The organism is Fusibacter sp. QWL-12 (assembly GCF_058683495.1).
On record NZ_CM178745.1, the window covers coordinates 2873645 to 2892356 of the forward strand.

An 18712-nucleotide genomic window follows, 5' to 3' on the forward strand; every position below is an offset into this window, starting at 1 on the left:
TATGAAAATGTCAAATTTATATATGCCTACACTTAGAGAAGTGCCAAGTGATGCAGACATCATGAGCGCACAACTTTTATTAAGAGCTGGTATGATTAGAAAGCTAGTTTCGGGAGTGTATTCATTCTTGCCACTGGGTTTTAGAGTTATGAAAAATATTGAACAAATCGTCAGAGAAGAAATGGATGCTCATGGTGCACAAGAAGTGCTGATGAGCGCGATTCAACCAAGAGAGATTTGGGATGCAAGTCAAAGATGGGAAAACTTTGGTCCAGAGATGTTTAAGTTAAGGGACCGACATGATCGTGAGTTTTGTTTAGGACCCACACACGAGGAATATTTCACATTTTTAATTAATAATGAACTAAAATCATACAAACAATTGCCACTTAATCTCTATCAAATTCAGACAAAATATAGAGATGAGAGACGCCCACGTTTTGGACTTGTAAGAGCAAGGGAGTTTATTATGAAAGACGCCTATACATTTGATGTTGATCATGAAAGCATGGTTAAATCTTACGATAATATGGCGGTTGCTTATAATAAAGCGTTCGATAGAATGGCGATGAAATATAAGGTTGTCTTAGGTGATTCAGGAAACATGGGTGGCAGTATTTCTCATGAGTATATCGCTATTACACCTAGTGGTGAAAGTACGATTGCTTATTGTGATGCCTGTGATTTTGCTGCAACGGATGAAGTTGCACCTGCAATATTTAACATTGAAGCGTCAAAACAAACGGATTCGTTAGAAAACGAAAAAGTACACACGCCAAATGTAAAAACAATTGAGGAGCTAGAAAGCTTTTTCCATTGTGATGCAAGCCGTTTTATAAAGACATTGCTTTATCGTTCAGAGGATGCAAAACGCGTTTTTGCCGTTATGGTGCCAGGTCATAGAACCTTGAATTTGGTCAAATTTGGAAAACTTGCTGGTATATCTGAAGATGAAATTGTCATGTTATCAGAAGATGAAATTAAATCTATGGCAGGAACGGTACTTGGATTCGTTGGCCCAGTAGGTTTAAGTTCAAATGTTGAACTATATGCTGATCAGCGCGTTTTCGAAATTCAAAATGGTATTTGTGGCGCTAATGAAGCTGACTATCACTTAAAGAACATTAAATTAGATAAAACAATCTGTAAAGGGATTGATGACTTAGTTTCAGTTGAAGCAGGAGATGCATGTCCACATTGTCACAAACCACTTGCTATTGATAGAGGAACTGAAGTTGGAAACATATTTCAGTTAGGCGATAAGTACTCAAAAGCAATGAATGCAACTTTCCTTGATAAAGATGGCAAAGCAAAACATTTTGTCATGGGCTCATATGGTATCGGAATTTCAAGATGCGTTTCAGCAATCGTTGAGCAATTTCATGATGAAAAAGGAATTGTATGGCCAATTGCAGTAGCACCTTATCAAGTTCTGATTACAATTGTTAATGTTAAGAATGAGCTTCAAGTTGAAAAAGCATTTGAGCTTTATATGAAATTACAAAAGATGGGCATCTCTGTAATGATAGATGATAGAAATGAAAGAGCAGGTGTTAAGTTTACCGATGCGGATTTAATTGGTATTCCATTAAGAGTCACAGTTGGTAAAGGTATTGATGAGGGCATTGTAGAGTTCTCAAAAAGAGTAGATTGCGTTAAAGAAGAAATAGAATATATTGCAATCTCAGAAAAATTAGAAATGTTAATCAAAAACCAGTAATTATAGAATACATTGACAAATTTTATTCAATTTTGTTAAGCAATTATTAAAATTGTATTTCTATTTAAGTGGTTTTTGGTATAATATTAAAGAGGAATTATAGAAATTATAGAAAGAGGGATACTATGGCTGAAAAGAAGCGAATTTTGATTCTCGGCGGTGGCTATGCCGGAGTCAAAGCTGGCAAGACGCTCCACAAAATCTTCAAAAATGATGATTCAGTAGAAATCACATTGATCGACAAAAAACCATACCACACATTGATGACAGAACTTCACGAAGTTGCTGGTCATCGTACAGAACCACATGCGATTCAAATCGATTTGAGAAAAGTTTTTGCAGCAAGAAAAGTTAAAGTTGTAACAGACACAATTACTAACGTTGACTTTGAAGGTAAGAAACTGGTTTCTGAAAGAAAAGAATATCCATTTGATTACTTGATCTTAGCTGCTGGTTCAGATTCAAACTCATTTGGTATTGAAGGTGTTGATCAACACGCCTTTACACTTTGGTCGTATGAAGATGCTGTTAAATTAAGAGCACACATCGAAAACATGTTCCAAATGGCTGCAGTTGAAGAAGATGAAGTAAAAAGAAAACAATTATTAACTTTTGCAGTTGTTGGTGGTGGTTTCACTGGCGTTGAGATGGTTGGTGAAATCGGCGAAGCTAAAGATCATTTAGCTGAAAAATACGGTGTTGATAAGAAAGAAGTTACAATCTACAACATCGAAGCAACACCAAGAATCCTTAATACACTTAAGGACGAAAGACAAATTGCTAAAGTAGAGAATAGATATAAAAAATTAGGTATCGAGCTTCTTAAAAATGCTGCTTTAGTTAAAGCAACTGAAGAAGGCTTTGAGCTTAAAGATGGTAGATTCATCAGCACTAAGACATTGGTCTGGGGCGCTGGTATCAAAGTAAGCAACTTTGTTGGTAAATTAGGTCTTGAAGCTGGTAGAGGCGGAAGAGTTATCGTTAATAAATTCATGCAAACTAACAAGTATGATTATGTATTTATGGCTGGTGACAATGCACACTACGAAGATAAAGATGGTTTCTTACCACAAATCGTTGAAGCTGCTGAGCAATCAGGTCATACTGCAGCATTAAACATCGGTAATTTAATTCAAAATAAACCACTTCATGAACACAAACAAAATTATCACGGATTCATGGTATCTATCGGTTCTAGATACGCAGTTTCTGATAACAATGGTTTAAAATTCAATGGTTGGTTAGCAGTTCTTGTTAAGCACATGGTAAACTTCTACTACTTATTTATGGTAGCAGGTTTGGCTCAATTGTTTGAGTACATGCAAAATGAGTTCTTCAAAGTTAAAAACAGAAGATCATTCGTAGGTGGTCATTTCTCTAAAGCGTCTCCTAACTTCTTCTTAATGCCTTTCAGAGTATTCTTAGGCGTTATGTGGTTAATTGAAGGCCTTAACAAGATCGATGAAGGTTGGTTAGTTGAAGCAAAAATGTATGCGTCTGATGCAGTTACACAAGCTTCTGAAACTGCAGAGACTGCAGTAGAAGCAGCTAAACCATTAATCGAAAAAGTTCCAGGCGTCGTTCAATGGGCAATCGATAATATCATCGCACCACATGCTGTTTTATTCCAAACAGGTATGGTATTCATGGAAATTATCTTCGGTTTAATGCTAATTGCTGGTTTATTCACATTTATCGCATCAATCGCTACAACGTTTATGACAGTAGGTATTACACTTACAGGTATGTCTGATGCATCAATCTTATGGTTCTTCTTCGGTGGTATCGCTATGATCGGTGGTTCAGGTAGTGCACTTGGTTTTGACTACTATGTACTTCCAGTTCTTAAAAGATGGTGGAAGAAAACACCTCTTGCTAAGAAGTCGTATTTGTATTTCCATTAATTGAATAATCAATAGCTATTGCTATAGATGAATCACAAGAGTTTGTGACTTAAAATTAAATCGTATCTGCTCTGCAGATACGATTTTTAAATGATTTATGAAAAGAAGGTATAAATGAAAAAGAATGATATTATTCTCATGTTGATTGTCTTAATAATTGCAGTAGTTGCATTTATTGGGTTTAAAATATCATCTGAGTCGAATCAAGGTGATCTTGAGGTTTTAATCAAACATGATGGAGAGATCATAAAATCATATCCATTTTCACTTAAAACAAACGAAACCTATATCTTTGAAGAGGATGGAGAGCTTAATATCATCCAAATTAAAGATGGTATTGTCAACATGGTTGAAGCAAACTGTCGAGATCAAATATGTGTTAAAACTGCTGCAATTTCACAAAATGGTGAAATTATTGTCTGTTTACCACATAAGTTAACCGTAGAAATTTTTTCTGAAACGGTTGATAATGATGGTTTGGATAGTATAGCAGATTAGTTGAAGGAGATGTGTATGGAGCAAACAAGAAGCAATAGACCTCCTTCTAAGACGAGAATGTTAGTGTTTATCTCTGTTCTAGTAGCACAAGGGATGATTCTTTCATTTATAGAGACGATGTTACCTATACCTTTTATTGCACCAGGTGCAAAGCTTGGTTTAGCGAATATTGTTACTTTGTCAGCTATTTATCTTTTGACATTTAAACAAGCTGCAGCAGTTGTACTATTAAGAGTTGTTTTAACTGCTGTAACCTTTGGTTCGTTATCAAGCTTTTTATATAGCTTATCAGGTGGCGTACTAAGTCTATTAATTATGGCTGGAATTCTTAAGGTCTTTAAAGGTGAAATTAGTTTGATGGGCGTCAGTGTTGCTGGTGCAGTTGCTCATAATATTGGACAGCTTGTGGTAGCGACTATTATGATTCACAATGTTTTAATTTTCACTTATTTGCCAATATTATTAATTGTTGCGATTCCAACAGGGATATTTGTGGGAATCGTTGCAAGAATACTAATAAACTATTTAGAAAAAGTAAAATTTATGAGATAACATAGATTTGAAATGGAGATTGTTATGGCACTTACTGTACAACAAAAAAACGAAACAACTGAATTACAGCAAGCGCTTACAACAGAGTTGATCAAAGTTAGAGAAACCATAATCAAACAGTCAAAATCAAAGTTCTCTGGAATCAGTGAAATCATATCGGATATCATTGATTTAAATGGAAAAATGCTAAGACCACAAATGTCTATTGTTTCAGCTCACTTTGGAGAGTATCAATCAGATAAGAGTGTCAATCTCGCAGCAGCTGTAGAAATGCTCCATATGGCAACTTTGATACATGATGATATAATTGATGACTCTAAGTTGAGAAGAAATAAAGAAAGCGTTCAGAGCAAATATGGCAAGGATATGGCGGTGTATGCTGGTGATTATCTACTTTCAAAGGTAATGGGCATGCTTAATAGCAATGACTATGATGGTGAACACATGCAGAAAATTGCTAAAGCCATCGAACATATTTGTGAAAGTGAATTATTGCAATTTCACAGTAAGTTTCAGTTTATGACAGTTAAAAACTATTTGAGAGTCGTATCTGGAAAAACGGCTGCACTTTTCGCTGTGAGCATGTATGCAGGTGCTTTTGAAAGCAAATGCTCAGAGCGCTTATCCAATCAACTCGGTAGAATCGGCTATGAACTAGGAGTGGCTTTTCAAATTATTGATGACATTTTGGATTTTTCTGATGATCAAGCATTGGTAGGGAAGTCAACACACAACGATTTGAAGAAAGGGTATTATACTTTACCTGTAATATATTCATTTCAGCGTGAGGATGCTTCTGTTTTGCAAAAATCAGAAGTAGAGTTACTAGAACTAGTTAAAAAGAAAAAAGGTCTAGAAAAAGCGAGAGCACTTGCACAGAAATATACAAATAGAGCATATCGAAAAATAGATGCATTGCCTGAATGCGAGGCAAAGATTGTATTGAGTGAAATGTCACGTCAATTATTAGATCGTAAATACTAAAAAAACACCGCTGTGCGGTGTTTTTCTTTTTAAAAAGAGAATCCTATATTTTATAAAGGAAAACCTACGTGTTCTACAATAAGAGTAGCAATTTTTTCTAGAGCTAATTGATCGACTTCTTTAAATCGGCCAATTTCAGGGCTATCGATATCTAATACACCGAGTAATTGGTCATCTTTGATTAACGGAATAACGATTTCGCTATTTGAGAAAAGATCGCAAGCGATATGACCAGGATATTGATGAACATCTTCCACTACGATTGTTTTCCGAGCTGAAGCCGCATCACCACAAACGCCCTTTCCTAGTGCAATTCTAGTCACTGCTGGTTTACCCCAGAATGGTCCTAGTACAAGTTCGCCACCTTTTAAAAGATAAAAGCCTGCCCAATTTAAATCGTGAAGTAAGAAGCCAAGAGTAGCAGCTGCATTCGCTGCATTGGCGATCCAGTCATTTTCATCGATGAGGAGTTTTTTCATTTCTTGTTCAATATATGGATACAAAATTTCTGGTTCTTTACTAGTAGATGGATACATACATGCCATAATAGACCTCCAGTATTTTTATATTAAGTATACCCAAAAGCGTACCGTGTGACAATGCGAATATTATAAAAAAAATATAATATTTCGGATTCCTAAATTTATATTTCGAATACCGAAATTTATGCTATAATGTGTATTGGTGATGATATGAAAACAGCATTTTCAGTATATGTAGATTTTTTTAAAAATATTTCCAAAAACGTCAAGCTCTATTTGGGAATCATATTTTTTGCAACCGTAGTCAGTTCTGCGTACAATGTTTTGTTTGGAATTTATCTTAAAAACTCAGGATTTAATGAAGCGTTTGTCGGACAAATTATGTCTGTCAATACTTTAGGGGTTGCTCTTGGTGCACTACCCGTTGCCATATTTGCAGAGCGTATGAATAAGAAGATAACCTTAATCGTCGGTTTGTTAATTATGGTCATCAGTAACTTAGTTGTTTTGAATGTTCATATTCCATTTGTGATGGTATTTTTTGCATTTACATTTGGCGTTGGTAACTCAACCTTAATGATTCTTCAAGCACCGATTATTTATGAGCATACACCTGATGAACATAGAGTGACGGCGTTTAGTATGGCATTTGTTTTACAAAATGTCGCATTTGTAACTGGTAGCCTTGTATTGGGACACCTATCTAGCATGCTTGGAAATATCTACGGGGATCAAATCGCAGGAAGAATTGTACTCAACGTTTCAACCGCACTGATATTTATTGCTGTTGTGATTGCACTGAAGTTCTCAGGAACCCATATGGTTTCCGGTCAAAGAGATAAACCACTTTCTACTACGGTTAATTTAACGCTCAGTGGATTTAAGAAACTGCTGCAAGGGAAGACATTGCTATACTTAATTCAGGTTTCATTAATTGGTTTAGGCGCCGGAATGATTGTTCCGTTCTTTAGTATGTACTTAAAATATACCCTAGATATATCCGATGGTGTTGTCGGTAACATTATGGCGATCAGTCAGATCGGAACGGTTATTGGTGGGTTGATTGTGCCACCATTAGCCAAGAAGCTAGGGCGAATTAGAACGGTAATAGCATGTCAGCTTCTGTCGATTCCTTTTTTAATTTCAATTTCATTTCCACAAGGTATTATCGTGATCACGATGTCGTTCTTTTTTAGAAGCTCACTGATGAATATGGCAAGTCCAATTATTGGAAGCTTGGCGATGGAAATTGCAGGTGATGAAGCGCGAACATTTATGAGTAGTCTCGTTAGCTTAACTAATAATTTATTTAGGGCTGTGGGGATTTACTTAGGTGGTATTATCATGTTCAAATATAGCTATAACACACCTTACTATTGGACGATTGGTTGTTATCTGATAGGTACATTTATCTTGTATAGGGTGTTCAGGCACATCGATCACCCAAAAACGAAACAAAGTATGGTTATAGAATAAAAATGCTTTGACATTGAACCTTAAAATTATACCAATTACTAAATTTAGACTAAATAAAAAAGGATTTGAAACTATTTTGAAAATAGTTTCAAATCCTTTATTTGATTATGCTGATTATAAAATGTCCAAAACTTCAAGCTTAACAAGTCCATTTGGAGATTGAGCTTCAACTTTATCGCCTTTTTTCTTACCCATAAGGGCATTTCCAATAGGGGATTCATTTGAAATCTTTGAGTTCAACGGATCAGACTCAATTTTTGTAACGATTTCAATCTCTTCAATATCGTCGAAATCAATATATTTTACTTTGATTTTTGAGCCGATAGTGATGCTGTCTTTATCAAAAGCTTCCTGAACAAGTTCATAGCTTTCTAAGATCTCTTTAAGTTTTAATATTTCAGTCTCATTATGCGATTGAGCTTCACGAGCTGCATGGTATTCTGCATTTTCTGAAAGGTCTCCAAATCCTCTGGCTCTTTTTATCTCGTCAGAAATCTGATGTCTCTTTTCAATGAGTTCATCGTATTCTTGTTGTAGTTTTGCAAGTGCCGATTCAGTTAATAAAGTTTTCTTCATTCCTGACAACTCCTTATGTGATATGGATATGTAACATATAATATACTACCAAATATCAGCATGTTTGTAAATAAGGAATCTTCATGATATGGCTGTCATGTCTAAAAAAAAATACACAATTGTTAAAATCACTTCAAATTTTTCATATCACTGTTATAATGGATATTGAAACTATATATGAGGTGGGTAAAATGCAGTCATTACTTCAAGAACTCGTCAGCAAGAATTTACCATTATGTGCACAAGGAAAAGTAGCAAGCTATATTCCTGAGCTAAGTAAAGCAAAACCAGAACAGCTGGGCATATCCGTGTTTGATATTGAAGGGAACTTATATGAAGCAGGGGATACGAGCACCTTATTTACCATTCAAAGTATATCAAAACCAATTGTACTCTTATTAGCACTGTTGGATAATGGTGAGGATAGAGTATTTGAGAAAGTTGGAAAAGAACCAACCGGTGATCCTTTTAATTCAATTGTTCGTCTTGAAACCTTTGATGAGCACAAACCACTTAATCCAATGATTAATGCTGGCGCAATATCTGTTTCAGCACTAATTAAAGGTGATTCCGCTGAAGAGAAAATCTATCGTATATTGAGTTTTATTAGAAAATTAACACATAATCCTGAGATTCAGATCAATGAAGCGGTTTATAAATCTGAAGCAAGAACTGGACATAGAAACCGTTCAATGGCATATTTTCTTAAAGATTTTGGCAACATTGAAGGAGATGTGGAGGAAACACTTGAGGTATACTTTAAACAGTGCTCTATAGAAGTCAATACAAGAGATTTGGCATATATAGGAGCGATTCTTGCTAACGATGGTGTTGATATTGTCTCAGGAGAAAGACTTTTCTCAGCTAGGTATAGCAGAATTGTTAAATCCTATATGGCAACTTGTGGTATGTACGATGGTTCAGGAGAGTTTGCTATTAATGTTGGGATTCCCGCAAAGAGCGGCGTTGGAGGCGGTATTATGTGTACCGTTTTAAATGATATTGGAATCGGTGTATTTAGCCCTGCACTCGACAAAAAGGGAAATAGTTTGGCAGGCATTAAGGTTTTAGAAATGTTATCTCAAAGCTTAGAACTCAGCATCTATTAATTTAATCAAAATATTCACTATACTATAGAGGGAGGGATCATATGAAGAAATATGCAGTATGGATAATCGTGCTTTTAATATTAACATCATGTGGTCGTACTCCCTATAACTTAAATCCACCAAATGAAACTTTATTGGCTTTTTTACAAAATACGGTTGATTCCTATACAGGAGACAGTAATTATTTTCATGTAGTAAAAACAATCACCAATGAAGCGTCCAATTCAGTAACGCTCACTGGAGAAGTGAAAAACAATTCAACGGGTGGCACTAAAAGTGAATATGAGTTTGAAATATCGTGTTCAGTGGACGGAGATCGAATGATTCAAAGTATTGAAGGAACACGACTAAATGATAGTGATTACAATGAGGTTGTACTTCTAGAAGCACCGTTAGAGATTGGACATCAATGGCATTATAAAGCGATTGATTATGATGGCAAAAAGGTGACATTTAATGCAGAAATTATAGATGTTTGGAAAAATGGCGATGCAGTGAAAGTAAGATATGAGACCAAAGAGGGCTATTATGAAGAGCGCACTTTATTTAAAGGACACGGTACCATTGATTTTGTTAAAGGGATATCCTATAAAGGGACATCCATAATAACGGGATATCATAGTGCCTTTGATCTTGAAAGTGTTAGTGATTTGGAATCTACTACTAGTGTCGAAATTGAAACCTCTTCTGAAGTGCCAACTGTGGATATACCTTTAGTTTCAATTAATATACCAGTATCTATATATAATTTGCTATTGGGTTTTAATCAATCCTGGGATGGCCTTATTAATGACGGGGATGACGCAGTATGGAAGCTAGTTGAAGAAGCCTCTCCAGCTTCAGATAAGCTCAGTGCTGTGGATTTTTCTGAAGAGAAAGGTTACCGATTTTCAAAATTCTACGCGTATGAGCTATATGAGGAAAAGCCGTATGTTGTCGTTTCTATCGTCGAAACCTATATAGATGAGAATCAAAATGAGATTAGGAATAAAGTAACGTATTGGATCAGTGATAGCGATACAGTGCCAAAGATATATGATTTCTCAGGAAATAATTAAAACCACTAGCTCGGTTGAAAAATGAGTTAGTGGTTTTTAATTTGTCACAATATTGATAGTGGTAAAATTAGAGGACTTGATGTTAGTGATTTGCATTTGAATAAAAAGGTATTATTTCTTCAACATAGGGACATTGCCCTCATAGGCAACTCTATTTTTTCCAAGCTCCTTAGCTTTATATAAACTTTTGTCGGCATTTTCCAACAGCTCATTAAAGCTTCTTCCGTCATAAGGATAAGATGCGATGCCCATTGAAATCGAGAATTTTGGAGAAGATTTAAGTGCCACCTCTTTGCGTAAGCGATCACAAATTTCCATAGCGGCAGGGGCGTTGACGTGAGGCATTAGCAAAATGAACTCATCACCACCATAACGGCCTAGTAAATCGGTCTTTCTATTATGAGTCATAAAGGTATATGATAAAAATTTCAGACATTCATCACCAATGATATGCCCTTTTGTATCGTTAATCGTTTTAAAAAAGTCGATGTCAAACATCGCGATTGAAAAGATTTTGACAGAGGAGTCATTAATTAATCCATTCATTTCATTTAGGATGCCATTTCTATTGTAAGCCTTTGTCAATGGATCTTTTTGAGATTTTTCTTTTATATATTCAACTTTATCTGCCAATTGTGCTGTTCTTTTCTTTGCCTCAAACTCTACAGACCGTTCAAACTTATTTTCAAGCTCAGAAAGCCTTCCGTCTGTACTTTCAACAGCCCTTCTATAATGCTTTGCTTCTAAAGCGAGATGGGCGACAACCGCTATAATAATAACTGAAATACCAAGGTTTTGATTGAATACGCTTGAGCCTAGAGACAAACTGATGCCACCAACCCAGCCTATAAAACCAACTTCCATTGTTTCTTTTGAGTAAAGTGATCTTTCAGAATTATAGACATGCAGTTTAGAAATCATTTCTAAAGAAAAGACCAGTGCCACGAATATATTAATGATTAAATTAGGGATTAGGATTGGATTGAGAGCAATCGCAAGTATAATACCTGCAGCTACAAAATCGTAAACAAGCAAATATTCCTTTAATGTTTTTATCATTAATCGTTCAAAAATAAGCCTTCCACCTATGCTTAATATTAGACTGAGCTTTAAAATAGTGAAACTACTCACTTGAAGTGGCATCAGCGATGTCACCCATATCGTAACAAAGGGGATTAAGTCTGTAAGAAAAGCTTCATTTTTCTTATTTGTAAAGGATAGATGATAAATAAAGTTGGTTAAAAAAAGTGATGATAAAAGAAACAAAAGGTTAATATATTGCATGGACAAGTCTCCTTACTTTTTAAAGAGTTTTAGTACTATAATAGTATAAGAAAGTGATTGATTTTTCAACGTATTATTTTGACTTAGGCGGTTGATTGTATTATAATTTAATAGAATTTTAGAGCGAGACAGAAGGTCATATTAGATAGATTATGGAGGAAAATATGAAAAATACCGTTATTAGAGAATTATTTCTCAAGCCTTCGGAGTATGTTGGTAAGGAATTACAGGTTTCAGGTTGGATTAGAACCTCTAGAAGTTCAAAAACATTTGCATTTATTGAGTTAAATGACGGAACGTACTTTAATAATTTACAAGTTGTATATGATGATACACTTGAGAATTTTCAAGATATAGAGAAATGTGCAATATCTTCTGCATTGATCATTAAAGGAACCCTAGTGGAAACGCCAAATGCCAAACAACCATTTGAGCTGAAAGCGACTGAAATTGTTGTGGAGGGATACTCAAGTGCAGATTACCCACTTCAAAAGAAAAGACACACAATGGAATATCTTAGAACGATTGCGCATCTTAGACCAAGAAGTAACACATTCTCAGCTGTATTTAGAGTTAGATCCGCAGCAGCATATGCCATCCATAAGTTTTTTCAAGATAGAGGCTTTGTCTACGTTCATACACCAATTATTACAGGTAGTGATGCGGAAGGCGCAGGCCAAATGTTTAGAGTTACGACTTTAGATTTCAATGACTTACCTAAAACTGAGGAAGGTGCAATTGATACAACTTTAGATTTCTTTGGTAAAGAAACCAATTTAACTGTAAGTGGTCAGCTTGAAGCGGAAACATTTGCACTTGCATTTAGAGATGTTTATACATTTGGACCAACTTTTAGAGCTGAAAATTCAAATACGAAAAGACATGCTGCAGAATTCTGGATGATCGAGCCTGAAATTGCTTTTGCTGACTTAAATGACAATATGGCTTTGGCTGAAGATATGGTTAAATATATCATTGCATATGTTTTGGAAACTTGTCCTGAAGAAATGAAATTTTTCAATGAAAGAATCGATCAAGGTTTATTAGAGAGATTAACTCATGTACTTAATTCGGATTTTGGCAAAGTGACGTACACAGAAGCGGTTGACGCATTGATAAAATCTGGTGAAGAATTTGAATATCCAGTATTCTGGGGTGCTGATTTACAAACTGAGCATGAAAGATATTTAACAGAAGTGATTTATAACAGACCAGTCTTTGTTATAAATTATCCAAAAGAGATTAAGTCATTCTACATGAGAATGAACGAAGACCAAAAAACCGTTGCTGCAATGGATTTACTAGTTCCAGGTGTTGGCGAGCTAATCGGTGGTTCACAAAGGGAAGAGCGTTTGGATCTTTTACTTGAAAGAGTTAAAGAGCTAGGCTTACACGAATCGGATTACTGGTGGTATTTAGAACTTAGAAAGTTTGGTACAACTAGACATGCTGGTTATGGTCTGGGTTTTGAAAGAATGATTATGTATTTAACTGGTATGGGAAATATCAGAGATGTTGTTCCTTTCCCAAGAACAGTAAAGAACGCAGAATTTTAAGAAGTGGAGCTGTGGCGTGACTATTTGTGTAGTTGTGCTACAGCTCCTTTGATTTTCAAAGGATAACTTGGGTATATATGCAACAGTTAAGGAGGCTTACATGAATATACTAATTGTTGATGATAGTCGATTGAATGTTAAATTAATCGAAGATATATTACACCAACTCCAAGGAGATCACTTCATTCTAAAAGCTTCAAGTGGCGAGGAAGCTGTGGAAATTTTGAGAAATACGGAAGTTAGTGTTGTCTTGTTAGATCTAGTCATGCCAGGTATGTCGGGAATAGATGTATTAAAGGTTATGAACGAGATGGCTTTGATGGCACAAACTCAAGTAATCATGGTGACAAAGGTGGAGGATTTAGAAATATTAAAGGAATGCTTTGAACTAGGTGCCAAAGATTTTATTAGGACACCTTTTAATGCACTTGAATTTTCAGTGAGGGTCCAAGCGATTATTAGTTCGGTTGAAAAAGACTCTAGATTAAATAAAGCATTAAATTTACTTGAAAATCAAAATGTTGAACTCAAACGGATCAACCAATCATTGAAGGATACGCAAAGCTATGTTGTTGAAAAAGAAAAAATAACTGCTATTGGAAGTCTACTGAAAAACCTATCAGAAGAAATAGAAAAACCAATTGGTAATTCACTCCTAGAATTGAATCATTTAAGAGATGAATTAAATCAACTTTCACAGCCTTTAGAGATAAGCTATAAATCAGTAGAGAATATTGAAAAACAGCTCGGAAGTGTTCAAAAGAGAATTAATGCCATTAAGACATATTTTGATGAGGAAGAACATGGCGGCTTTATTTATGTGACACTTGGGGATCTGGTAGATGAAGTTGTTTATTTGATGAGCAGAGAATTGACCAATATCAGTGAGCTTGTTAGAGATTATAGGGAAGAGCAAATGGTATATTGTAACCCCTTAATGTTAAAACAGGCAATAAAGTATATCGTAGAGAATGCAATTGAAGCAGTTAAAGAGTTACCTCGAAGTAGGATTGAAATCAAGACTTTTAGTAACAGTGGAACTGTGTTCTTGATCGTTGAAGATAATGGAGAACCTGTAATCGGTGAAGCGACAAGTCGAGTCTTTGAACCATTCTTTACAACAAAATCAAGGCAACATCACATGGGTTTAGGTCTCAGCATCGCTTACGATATTATCGTGAACAAGCTTGGTGGAAATATTGAGTTGGAACAACTTGAAAATACAACACGCGTGAGTGTCGCTTTTATAAGAAAATAGAGGATAGAATCATCTATCCTCTGTTTATGCTTTAGGTGGTTTTTTTCTACCTGAGTATTTTCTTTCTAGCTGGCTGAACGTTTTCAGTGTCAGTAACATTAGTAGTGCTGCAAATACCGCAAGAAGATAATATCCTGCGCCAATGACCAATCCTAGACACGCGACAGCCCAAAGTCCAGCAGCGGTAGTTAAACCACTAACCGTTGCACCTTCTTTTAGTATGGTACCGGCACCTAAGAAACCCATACCGCTAATGACCTGAGCACCGAGCCTCATGGGATCAGCATTAACAAATTCTTTTGCTACTAGAAGATTCATATCCATGATTAGGGCACTTGCCACACAGACTAAGATATGAGTTCTAAAACCTGCTGGACGTCTGACTGATTCTCGCTCTAGACCAATTAATCCGCCAACCAATACGGCTACTAATAATTTAATAATACTTTCAATTTCTAGTGTCATATTAACCTCTTTTTGATTGATAGGGTGAAAATATGAAGCTTACTTAAAAAACAAGATATTTCTTACATTATACATTATAATAAGAGTATTATTAAGGAGAGTTTTATTGGAGGCATTATGTTTTTTAAGAGCATCACTCTTATTGTTGGTTTAATTAATCTGTCTGCATTTATCTCCATGTTACTGGATAAAAGTTATGCTATAAAAGGGAAGTGGCGAATTTCCGAAAACTTTTTATTAATGCATGCTTTTTTAGGTGGTGGCATTGGTATGGTGCTTGGGATGATTATTGGAAAGCATAAGCTTTCAAAACCTCGGTTTAGATGGATTGGGTTGTTTAGTATATTAATTTGTTTGATTATTTTAGGTTATTTTATTGCGTCTGACCATATCATATATGTGTAGTCAGTACAGCTTTGTGATGAATCCATTCTAATGCAATGACTTGAATCTAAATGTTAAAACAATTTAAGAAAAGATTTATTTCACTCAATGTAACAATCATGTAAAATAGAGTTGGTGAATTGTTTTTAAGGTTTCAAATATTTTTATAAGGGGAGCGCTAAATGAAAAAAATATTGATTACAGGAGCTTGTGGTCAGATTGGAACAGAACTGACACATACCTTGAGAAAACTTTATGGAGTTGAAAATGTCGTTGCTACAAATATCCGTAGAGGTAGTAGTGAAACAGTTGAAAACGATGGTATATTTGAAGAATTGAACGTAACAGATTACGATCGTATGTTAGAACTCGTTAAGAAATATGAAATCGATACAATTATGAATCTAGCTGCTTTATTATCTGCAGTAGGTGAGAAAAATCCGCAACTTTTATGGGATGTTAATATGAACGGGCTCTATAATTGTTTAGAAGTAGCAAGAGAGACGGGTGCTATGGTCTTTACGCCTAGTTCAATAGCTGCCTTTGGCCCTTCAACACCAGCTGACTTAACACCACAAGATACAATTCAAAGACCGACAACTATTTATGGCGTTTCAAAAGTTGCGGGTGAGTTACTCTGCGATTACTATTTCAATAAATTTGGTGTAGATACAAGAGGTGTGAGATTCCCTGGATTAATTTCTTATAGCGCATTACCAGGTGGTGGTACTACTGACTATGCTGTTCACATTTATTATGAAGCACTTAAAAACAAGAAATTTACTTGTAACCTAGCAGCTGATACGTATATGGACATGATGTATATGCCGGATGCGATTGAATCGATTATACAGCTTTGTGAAGCAGATGGTTCAAAGCTTATTCATAGAAATGCATTTAATATTACTGCGATGAGTTTTTGTCCAGAAGATATTAAAAAAGCAATACAAAAACATATTCCAGAATTTGAAATGGATTATGGTATAGATGAAGTAAAACAAAAAATTGCAAATTCATGGCCAAATTCGCTTGATGATTCTTGTGCAAGAGCCGAGTGGGGTTGGAATCCTAAGTTTGATTTAGAAAAAATGACAGCAGATATGATTGAGAAGTTAACGATTAAATTAGACATTAAATAATCCGTAGGATTCAATATGATGGGCGTAAAATAGACGTCTTTTCAGTATAATCATACCATCAAACTTTTGGAGGTTATTATGCATCAAATTATTCAATGTGTTCCTAACTTTAGCGAAGGCCGTGACCTTGATAAAATCGATAAAATTGTATCTCCTTTTAGAGGAAAACAAAATGTAAAATTATTAGATTACAGCAACGATGAAGATCATAACAGATTGGTTGTAACTGTAGTAGGTGAGTATGAAGCATTGAAAAATGCTGTTGTTGAAGCAGTTGGCATTGCAACAGAGTTAATTGATATGACGAAGCATGAAGGTCAACATCCAAGAATGGGTGCAACAGATGTTATCCCATTTATCCCAATCAAAAATGCTTCTATGGAAGAATGTATTAAACTTTCTAAAGAAGTGGCTGAAACTGTATATAATAAATTTGGTGTGCCAAGCTTTTTATATGAAAAATCAGCTTCAAAATCTGACAGAGAAAATCTTGCAACGGTAAGAAAAGGTCAATTTGAAGGTATGTCTGAAAAAGTTAAGGATCCAGAATGGACACCTGATTTTGGAACTGATATTCATCCTACAGCTGGAATTACAGCAATAGGTGCAAGAATGCCACTAGTTGCATTCAACGTAAACTTAAACACAAATGATATTGAAATCGCTAATAAAATCGCAAAAAATGTAAGACATCTTAGCGGTGGCTTAAGATATTGTAAAGCACTTGGCATCGCTCTTGAAGAAAGAGGGATTGTACAAATTTCTATGAATATGACGGATTTCACAAAAACACCATTGTATAGAGCGTTTGAATTAATTCGTATTGAAGCTCAAAGATATGGCGTTTCAATAGTTGGAAGTGAAATCATTGGACTTGTTCCGATGGATGCACTATTAGCTACTTCTGAATATTATCTTGGAATTGAAAATTTCTCATATGAGCAAGTATTAGAAAAAAGAATAATGGAGTAAATTCATGAAAAAAGGAAGCATAGTGATCTATAACGCATCTGAAGTCGTTACATGTAGCGGATTTAAAGGAAAAGCAGGAGATCAAATGCAAGATTTAAAGGTAATTAAGAATGCGTCTATCGTCGTAGAGGACGGCATAATTACCAAAATTACTGATGATGTTTTAGACCTTGATTACTACAGAGAAAAAGAGTTTGCATTGATTGATGCAACCGATAAATGTGTTTTACCTGGATTTGTTGATTCACATACACATTTTATCTTCGGTGGCTATCGAGCTGATGAATATAACTGGCGTTTGAATGGTGTTTCATATATGGAAATCATGAATCGCGGTGGTGGTATTATTAATTCGGTAAAAGGCACAAAAGAAACGACTAAAGAAGAGTTGATTTCATTAGGCATTCGTCGATTGAACTCAATGGCTGGTTTTGGTGTTACAACGGTTGAAGGCAAAAGTGGATACGGTCTAGACTTAGATACTGAAATCAAACAATTAGAAGTAATGAAAGAGTTAAGTAAAATACATTCTCTCGATATTATTACAACTTTTTTAGGACCTCATGCGCGTCCTGCTGAATACAAGCAAGAGCCTGATAAATTTATCGATTTTATGATTGACGACGTATTACCAATCGTGGATCAAAGAGGACTAGCTGAGTTCGCTGATATTTTCTGTGAGGAAAATGTATTTTCAGTTGAACAGTCTAGAAGGTTTTTATTAGCTGCTCAAAAGAGAGGGTTTAAATTAAAGGTACATGCTGATGAAATTGTGAGACTCGGTGGCGCTGAACTTGCTGCTGAATTAGGTGCAATATCTGCTGATCATTTGCTCCAAGCGTCTGATGAAGGTATTAACGCTATGAAAGAGGCTGGAGTGGTTGCGACTGTTTTACCTTGTACAGCATTTTCACTTAAGGAATCTTATGCACGCGTACGCCACATGATAGACCAAGGCTTAGTGGTTGCTCTTGCAACTGACTTTAATCCTGGAAGTTGCTTTACAGAGTCAATTCCTCTTTTAATTGCTCTTGCTACAAATCAAATGGGAATGACAATTGAAGAAACCATAACAGCTTTAACCATAAATGGCGCTGCTGCAGTTGATCGTGCTGATCAAGTTGGCAGTATCGATATTGGTAAAAAAGCGGATTTAGTAGTTCATGAGTTCCCATCGTATAAATTTTTACCATATCATATCGGTGTGAGTACCGTTGAAAAAGTTATAAAAAATGGCGTTTTAATTTTAGATAAAGAAAACAATAAACCACTTTAAGCACTTCTTAGGAGGAATA

At 35.4% G+C, this 18712-nt stretch carries 18 protein-coding genes; 14 read left to right on the top strand and 4 right to left on the bottom strand.

The window, feature by feature from the left end:
* Position 1 precedes the first annotated feature (1 nt).
* The 5 genes from AC4PID_RS13785 (at position 2) to AC4PID_RS13805 (ending at position 5658) form a co-directional block, all read left to right on the top strand.
* Complete coding sequence (locus AC4PID_RS13785; RefSeq protein WP_492132574.1) at positions 2 to 1720, top strand: proline--tRNA ligase; 1719 nt, start codon at positions 2 to 4, stop codon at positions 1718 to 1720.
* Positions 1721 to 1845: 125 nt separating this feature from the next.
* Entirely contained in the window at positions 1846 to 3624 is a 1779-nt protein-coding gene (locus tag AC4PID_RS13790) for an FAD-dependent oxidoreductase (protein WP_492132575.1), read from the top strand.
* A 114-nt stretch (positions 3625 to 3738) separates the two neighbouring features.
* Positions 3739 to 4122, top strand: a complete 384-nt coding sequence (locus tag AC4PID_RS13795; protein WP_492132576.1) for a NusG domain II-containing protein — start codon at positions 3739 to 3741, stop codon at positions 4120 to 4122.
* Between the two features lie 15 nt (positions 4123 to 4137).
* A complete protein-coding gene (locus tag AC4PID_RS13800; RefSeq protein WP_492132577.1) occupies positions 4138 to 4674 on the top strand; it encodes a Gx transporter family protein in 537 nt (178 codons plus the stop codon).
* 24 nt (positions 4675 to 4698) lie between these two features.
* On the top strand, positions 4699 to 5658 hold the full coding sequence (locus AC4PID_RS13805; protein ID WP_492132578.1) for a polyprenyl synthetase family protein: 960 nt from the start codon (positions 4699 to 4701) through the stop codon (positions 5656 to 5658).
* A 50-nt stretch (positions 5659 to 5708) separates the two neighbouring features.
* On the opposite strand, the gene AC4PID_RS13810 is transcribed toward AC4PID_RS13805, so the two are convergent.
* Positions 5709 to 6203 (bottom strand): GAF domain-containing protein, encoded by a 495-nt coding sequence (locus tag AC4PID_RS13810; protein WP_492132579.1) that lies wholly within the window; start codon positions 6201 to 6203, stop codon positions 5709 to 5711.
* A gap of 147 nt (positions 6204 to 6350) precedes the next feature.
* Here AC4PID_RS13810 and AC4PID_RS13815 point away from each other — a divergent pair, with 147 nt between their 5' ends.
* Positions 6351 to 7616 carry an MFS transporter gene (locus AC4PID_RS13815; RefSeq protein ID WP_492132580.1) on the top strand — a complete coding sequence of 422 codons (1266 nt, stop codon included), beginning with the start codon at positions 6351 to 6353 and terminating at the stop codon, positions 7614 to 7616.
* 114 nt (positions 7617 to 7730) lie between these two features.
* On the opposite strand, the gene greA is transcribed toward AC4PID_RS13815, so the two are convergent.
* Entirely contained in the window at positions 7731 to 8192 is a 462-nt protein-coding gene (gene greA / locus AC4PID_RS13820; RefSeq protein ID WP_492132581.1) for a transcription elongation factor GreA, read from the bottom strand.
* 191 nt (positions 8193 to 8383) lie between these two features.
* Between greA and glsA the strand changes: the two genes are divergently transcribed.
* Positions 8384 to 9301, top strand: a complete 918-nt coding sequence (glsA, locus tag AC4PID_RS13825; RefSeq protein ID WP_492132582.1) for a glutaminase A — start codon at positions 8384 to 8386, stop codon at positions 9299 to 9301.
* Between the two features lie 41 nt (positions 9302 to 9342).
* Positions 9343 to 10359: a hypothetical protein gene (locus tag AC4PID_RS13830; RefSeq protein ID WP_492132583.1), complete on the top strand. Its 1017-nt coding sequence runs from the start codon at positions 9343 to 9345 to the stop codon at positions 10357 to 10359.
* Positions 10360 to 10470: 111 nt separating this feature from the next.
* On the opposite strand, the gene AC4PID_RS13835 is transcribed toward AC4PID_RS13830, so the two are convergent.
* Positions 10471 to 11643, bottom strand: coding sequence for a GGDEF domain-containing protein (locus AC4PID_RS13835; protein ID WP_492132584.1), 1173 nt, complete (start codon positions 11641 to 11643; stop codon positions 10471 to 10473).
* Between the two features lie 164 nt (positions 11644 to 11807).
* Between AC4PID_RS13835 and asnS the strand changes: the two genes are divergently transcribed.
* Positions 11808 to 13199, top strand: coding sequence for an asparagine--tRNA ligase (gene asnS, locus AC4PID_RS13840; RefSeq protein ID WP_492132585.1), 1392 nt, complete (start codon positions 11808 to 11810; stop codon positions 13197 to 13199).
* Positions 13200 to 13299: 100 nt separating this feature from the next.
* A complete protein-coding gene (locus tag AC4PID_RS13845) occupies positions 13300 to 14457 on the top strand; it encodes a hybrid sensor histidine kinase/response regulator (protein WP_492132586.1) in 1158 nt (385 codons plus the stop codon).
* A gap of 24 nt (positions 14458 to 14481) precedes the next feature.
* Here AC4PID_RS13845 and AC4PID_RS13850 read toward each other — a convergent pair whose 3' ends face one another.
* Positions 14482 to 14922: an MgtC/SapB family protein gene (locus tag AC4PID_RS13850; protein WP_492132587.1), complete on the bottom strand. Its 441-nt coding sequence runs from the start codon at positions 14920 to 14922 to the stop codon at positions 14482 to 14484.
* Positions 14923 to 15039: 117 nt separating this feature from the next.
* Here AC4PID_RS13850 and AC4PID_RS13855 point away from each other — a divergent pair, with 117 nt between their 5' ends.
* The 4 genes from AC4PID_RS13855 to hutI all read left to right on the top strand — a co-directional run bounded on the left by AC4PID_RS13855 (position 15040) and on the right by hutI (position 18693).
* Entirely contained in the window at positions 15040 to 15327 is a 288-nt protein-coding gene (locus AC4PID_RS13855) for a DUF1294 domain-containing protein (protein ID WP_492132588.1), read from the top strand.
* Between the two features lie 161 nt (positions 15328 to 15488).
* Entirely contained in the window at positions 15489 to 16445 is a 957-nt protein-coding gene (locus AC4PID_RS13860) for an L-threonine 3-dehydrogenase (protein WP_492132589.1), read from the top strand.
* Positions 16446 to 16523: 78 nt separating this feature from the next.
* Positions 16524 to 17417 carry a glutamate formimidoyltransferase gene (gene ftcD / locus AC4PID_RS13865; protein WP_492132590.1) on the top strand — a complete coding sequence of 298 codons (894 nt, stop codon included), beginning with the start codon at positions 16524 to 16526 and terminating at the stop codon, positions 17415 to 17417.
* Positions 17418 to 17421: 4 nt separating this feature from the next.
* Positions 17422 to 18693: an imidazolonepropionase gene (gene hutI, locus AC4PID_RS13870; RefSeq protein ID WP_492132591.1), complete on the top strand. Its 1272-nt coding sequence runs from the start codon at positions 17422 to 17424 to the stop codon at positions 18691 to 18693.
* Positions 18694 to 18712 lie beyond the last annotated feature (19 nt).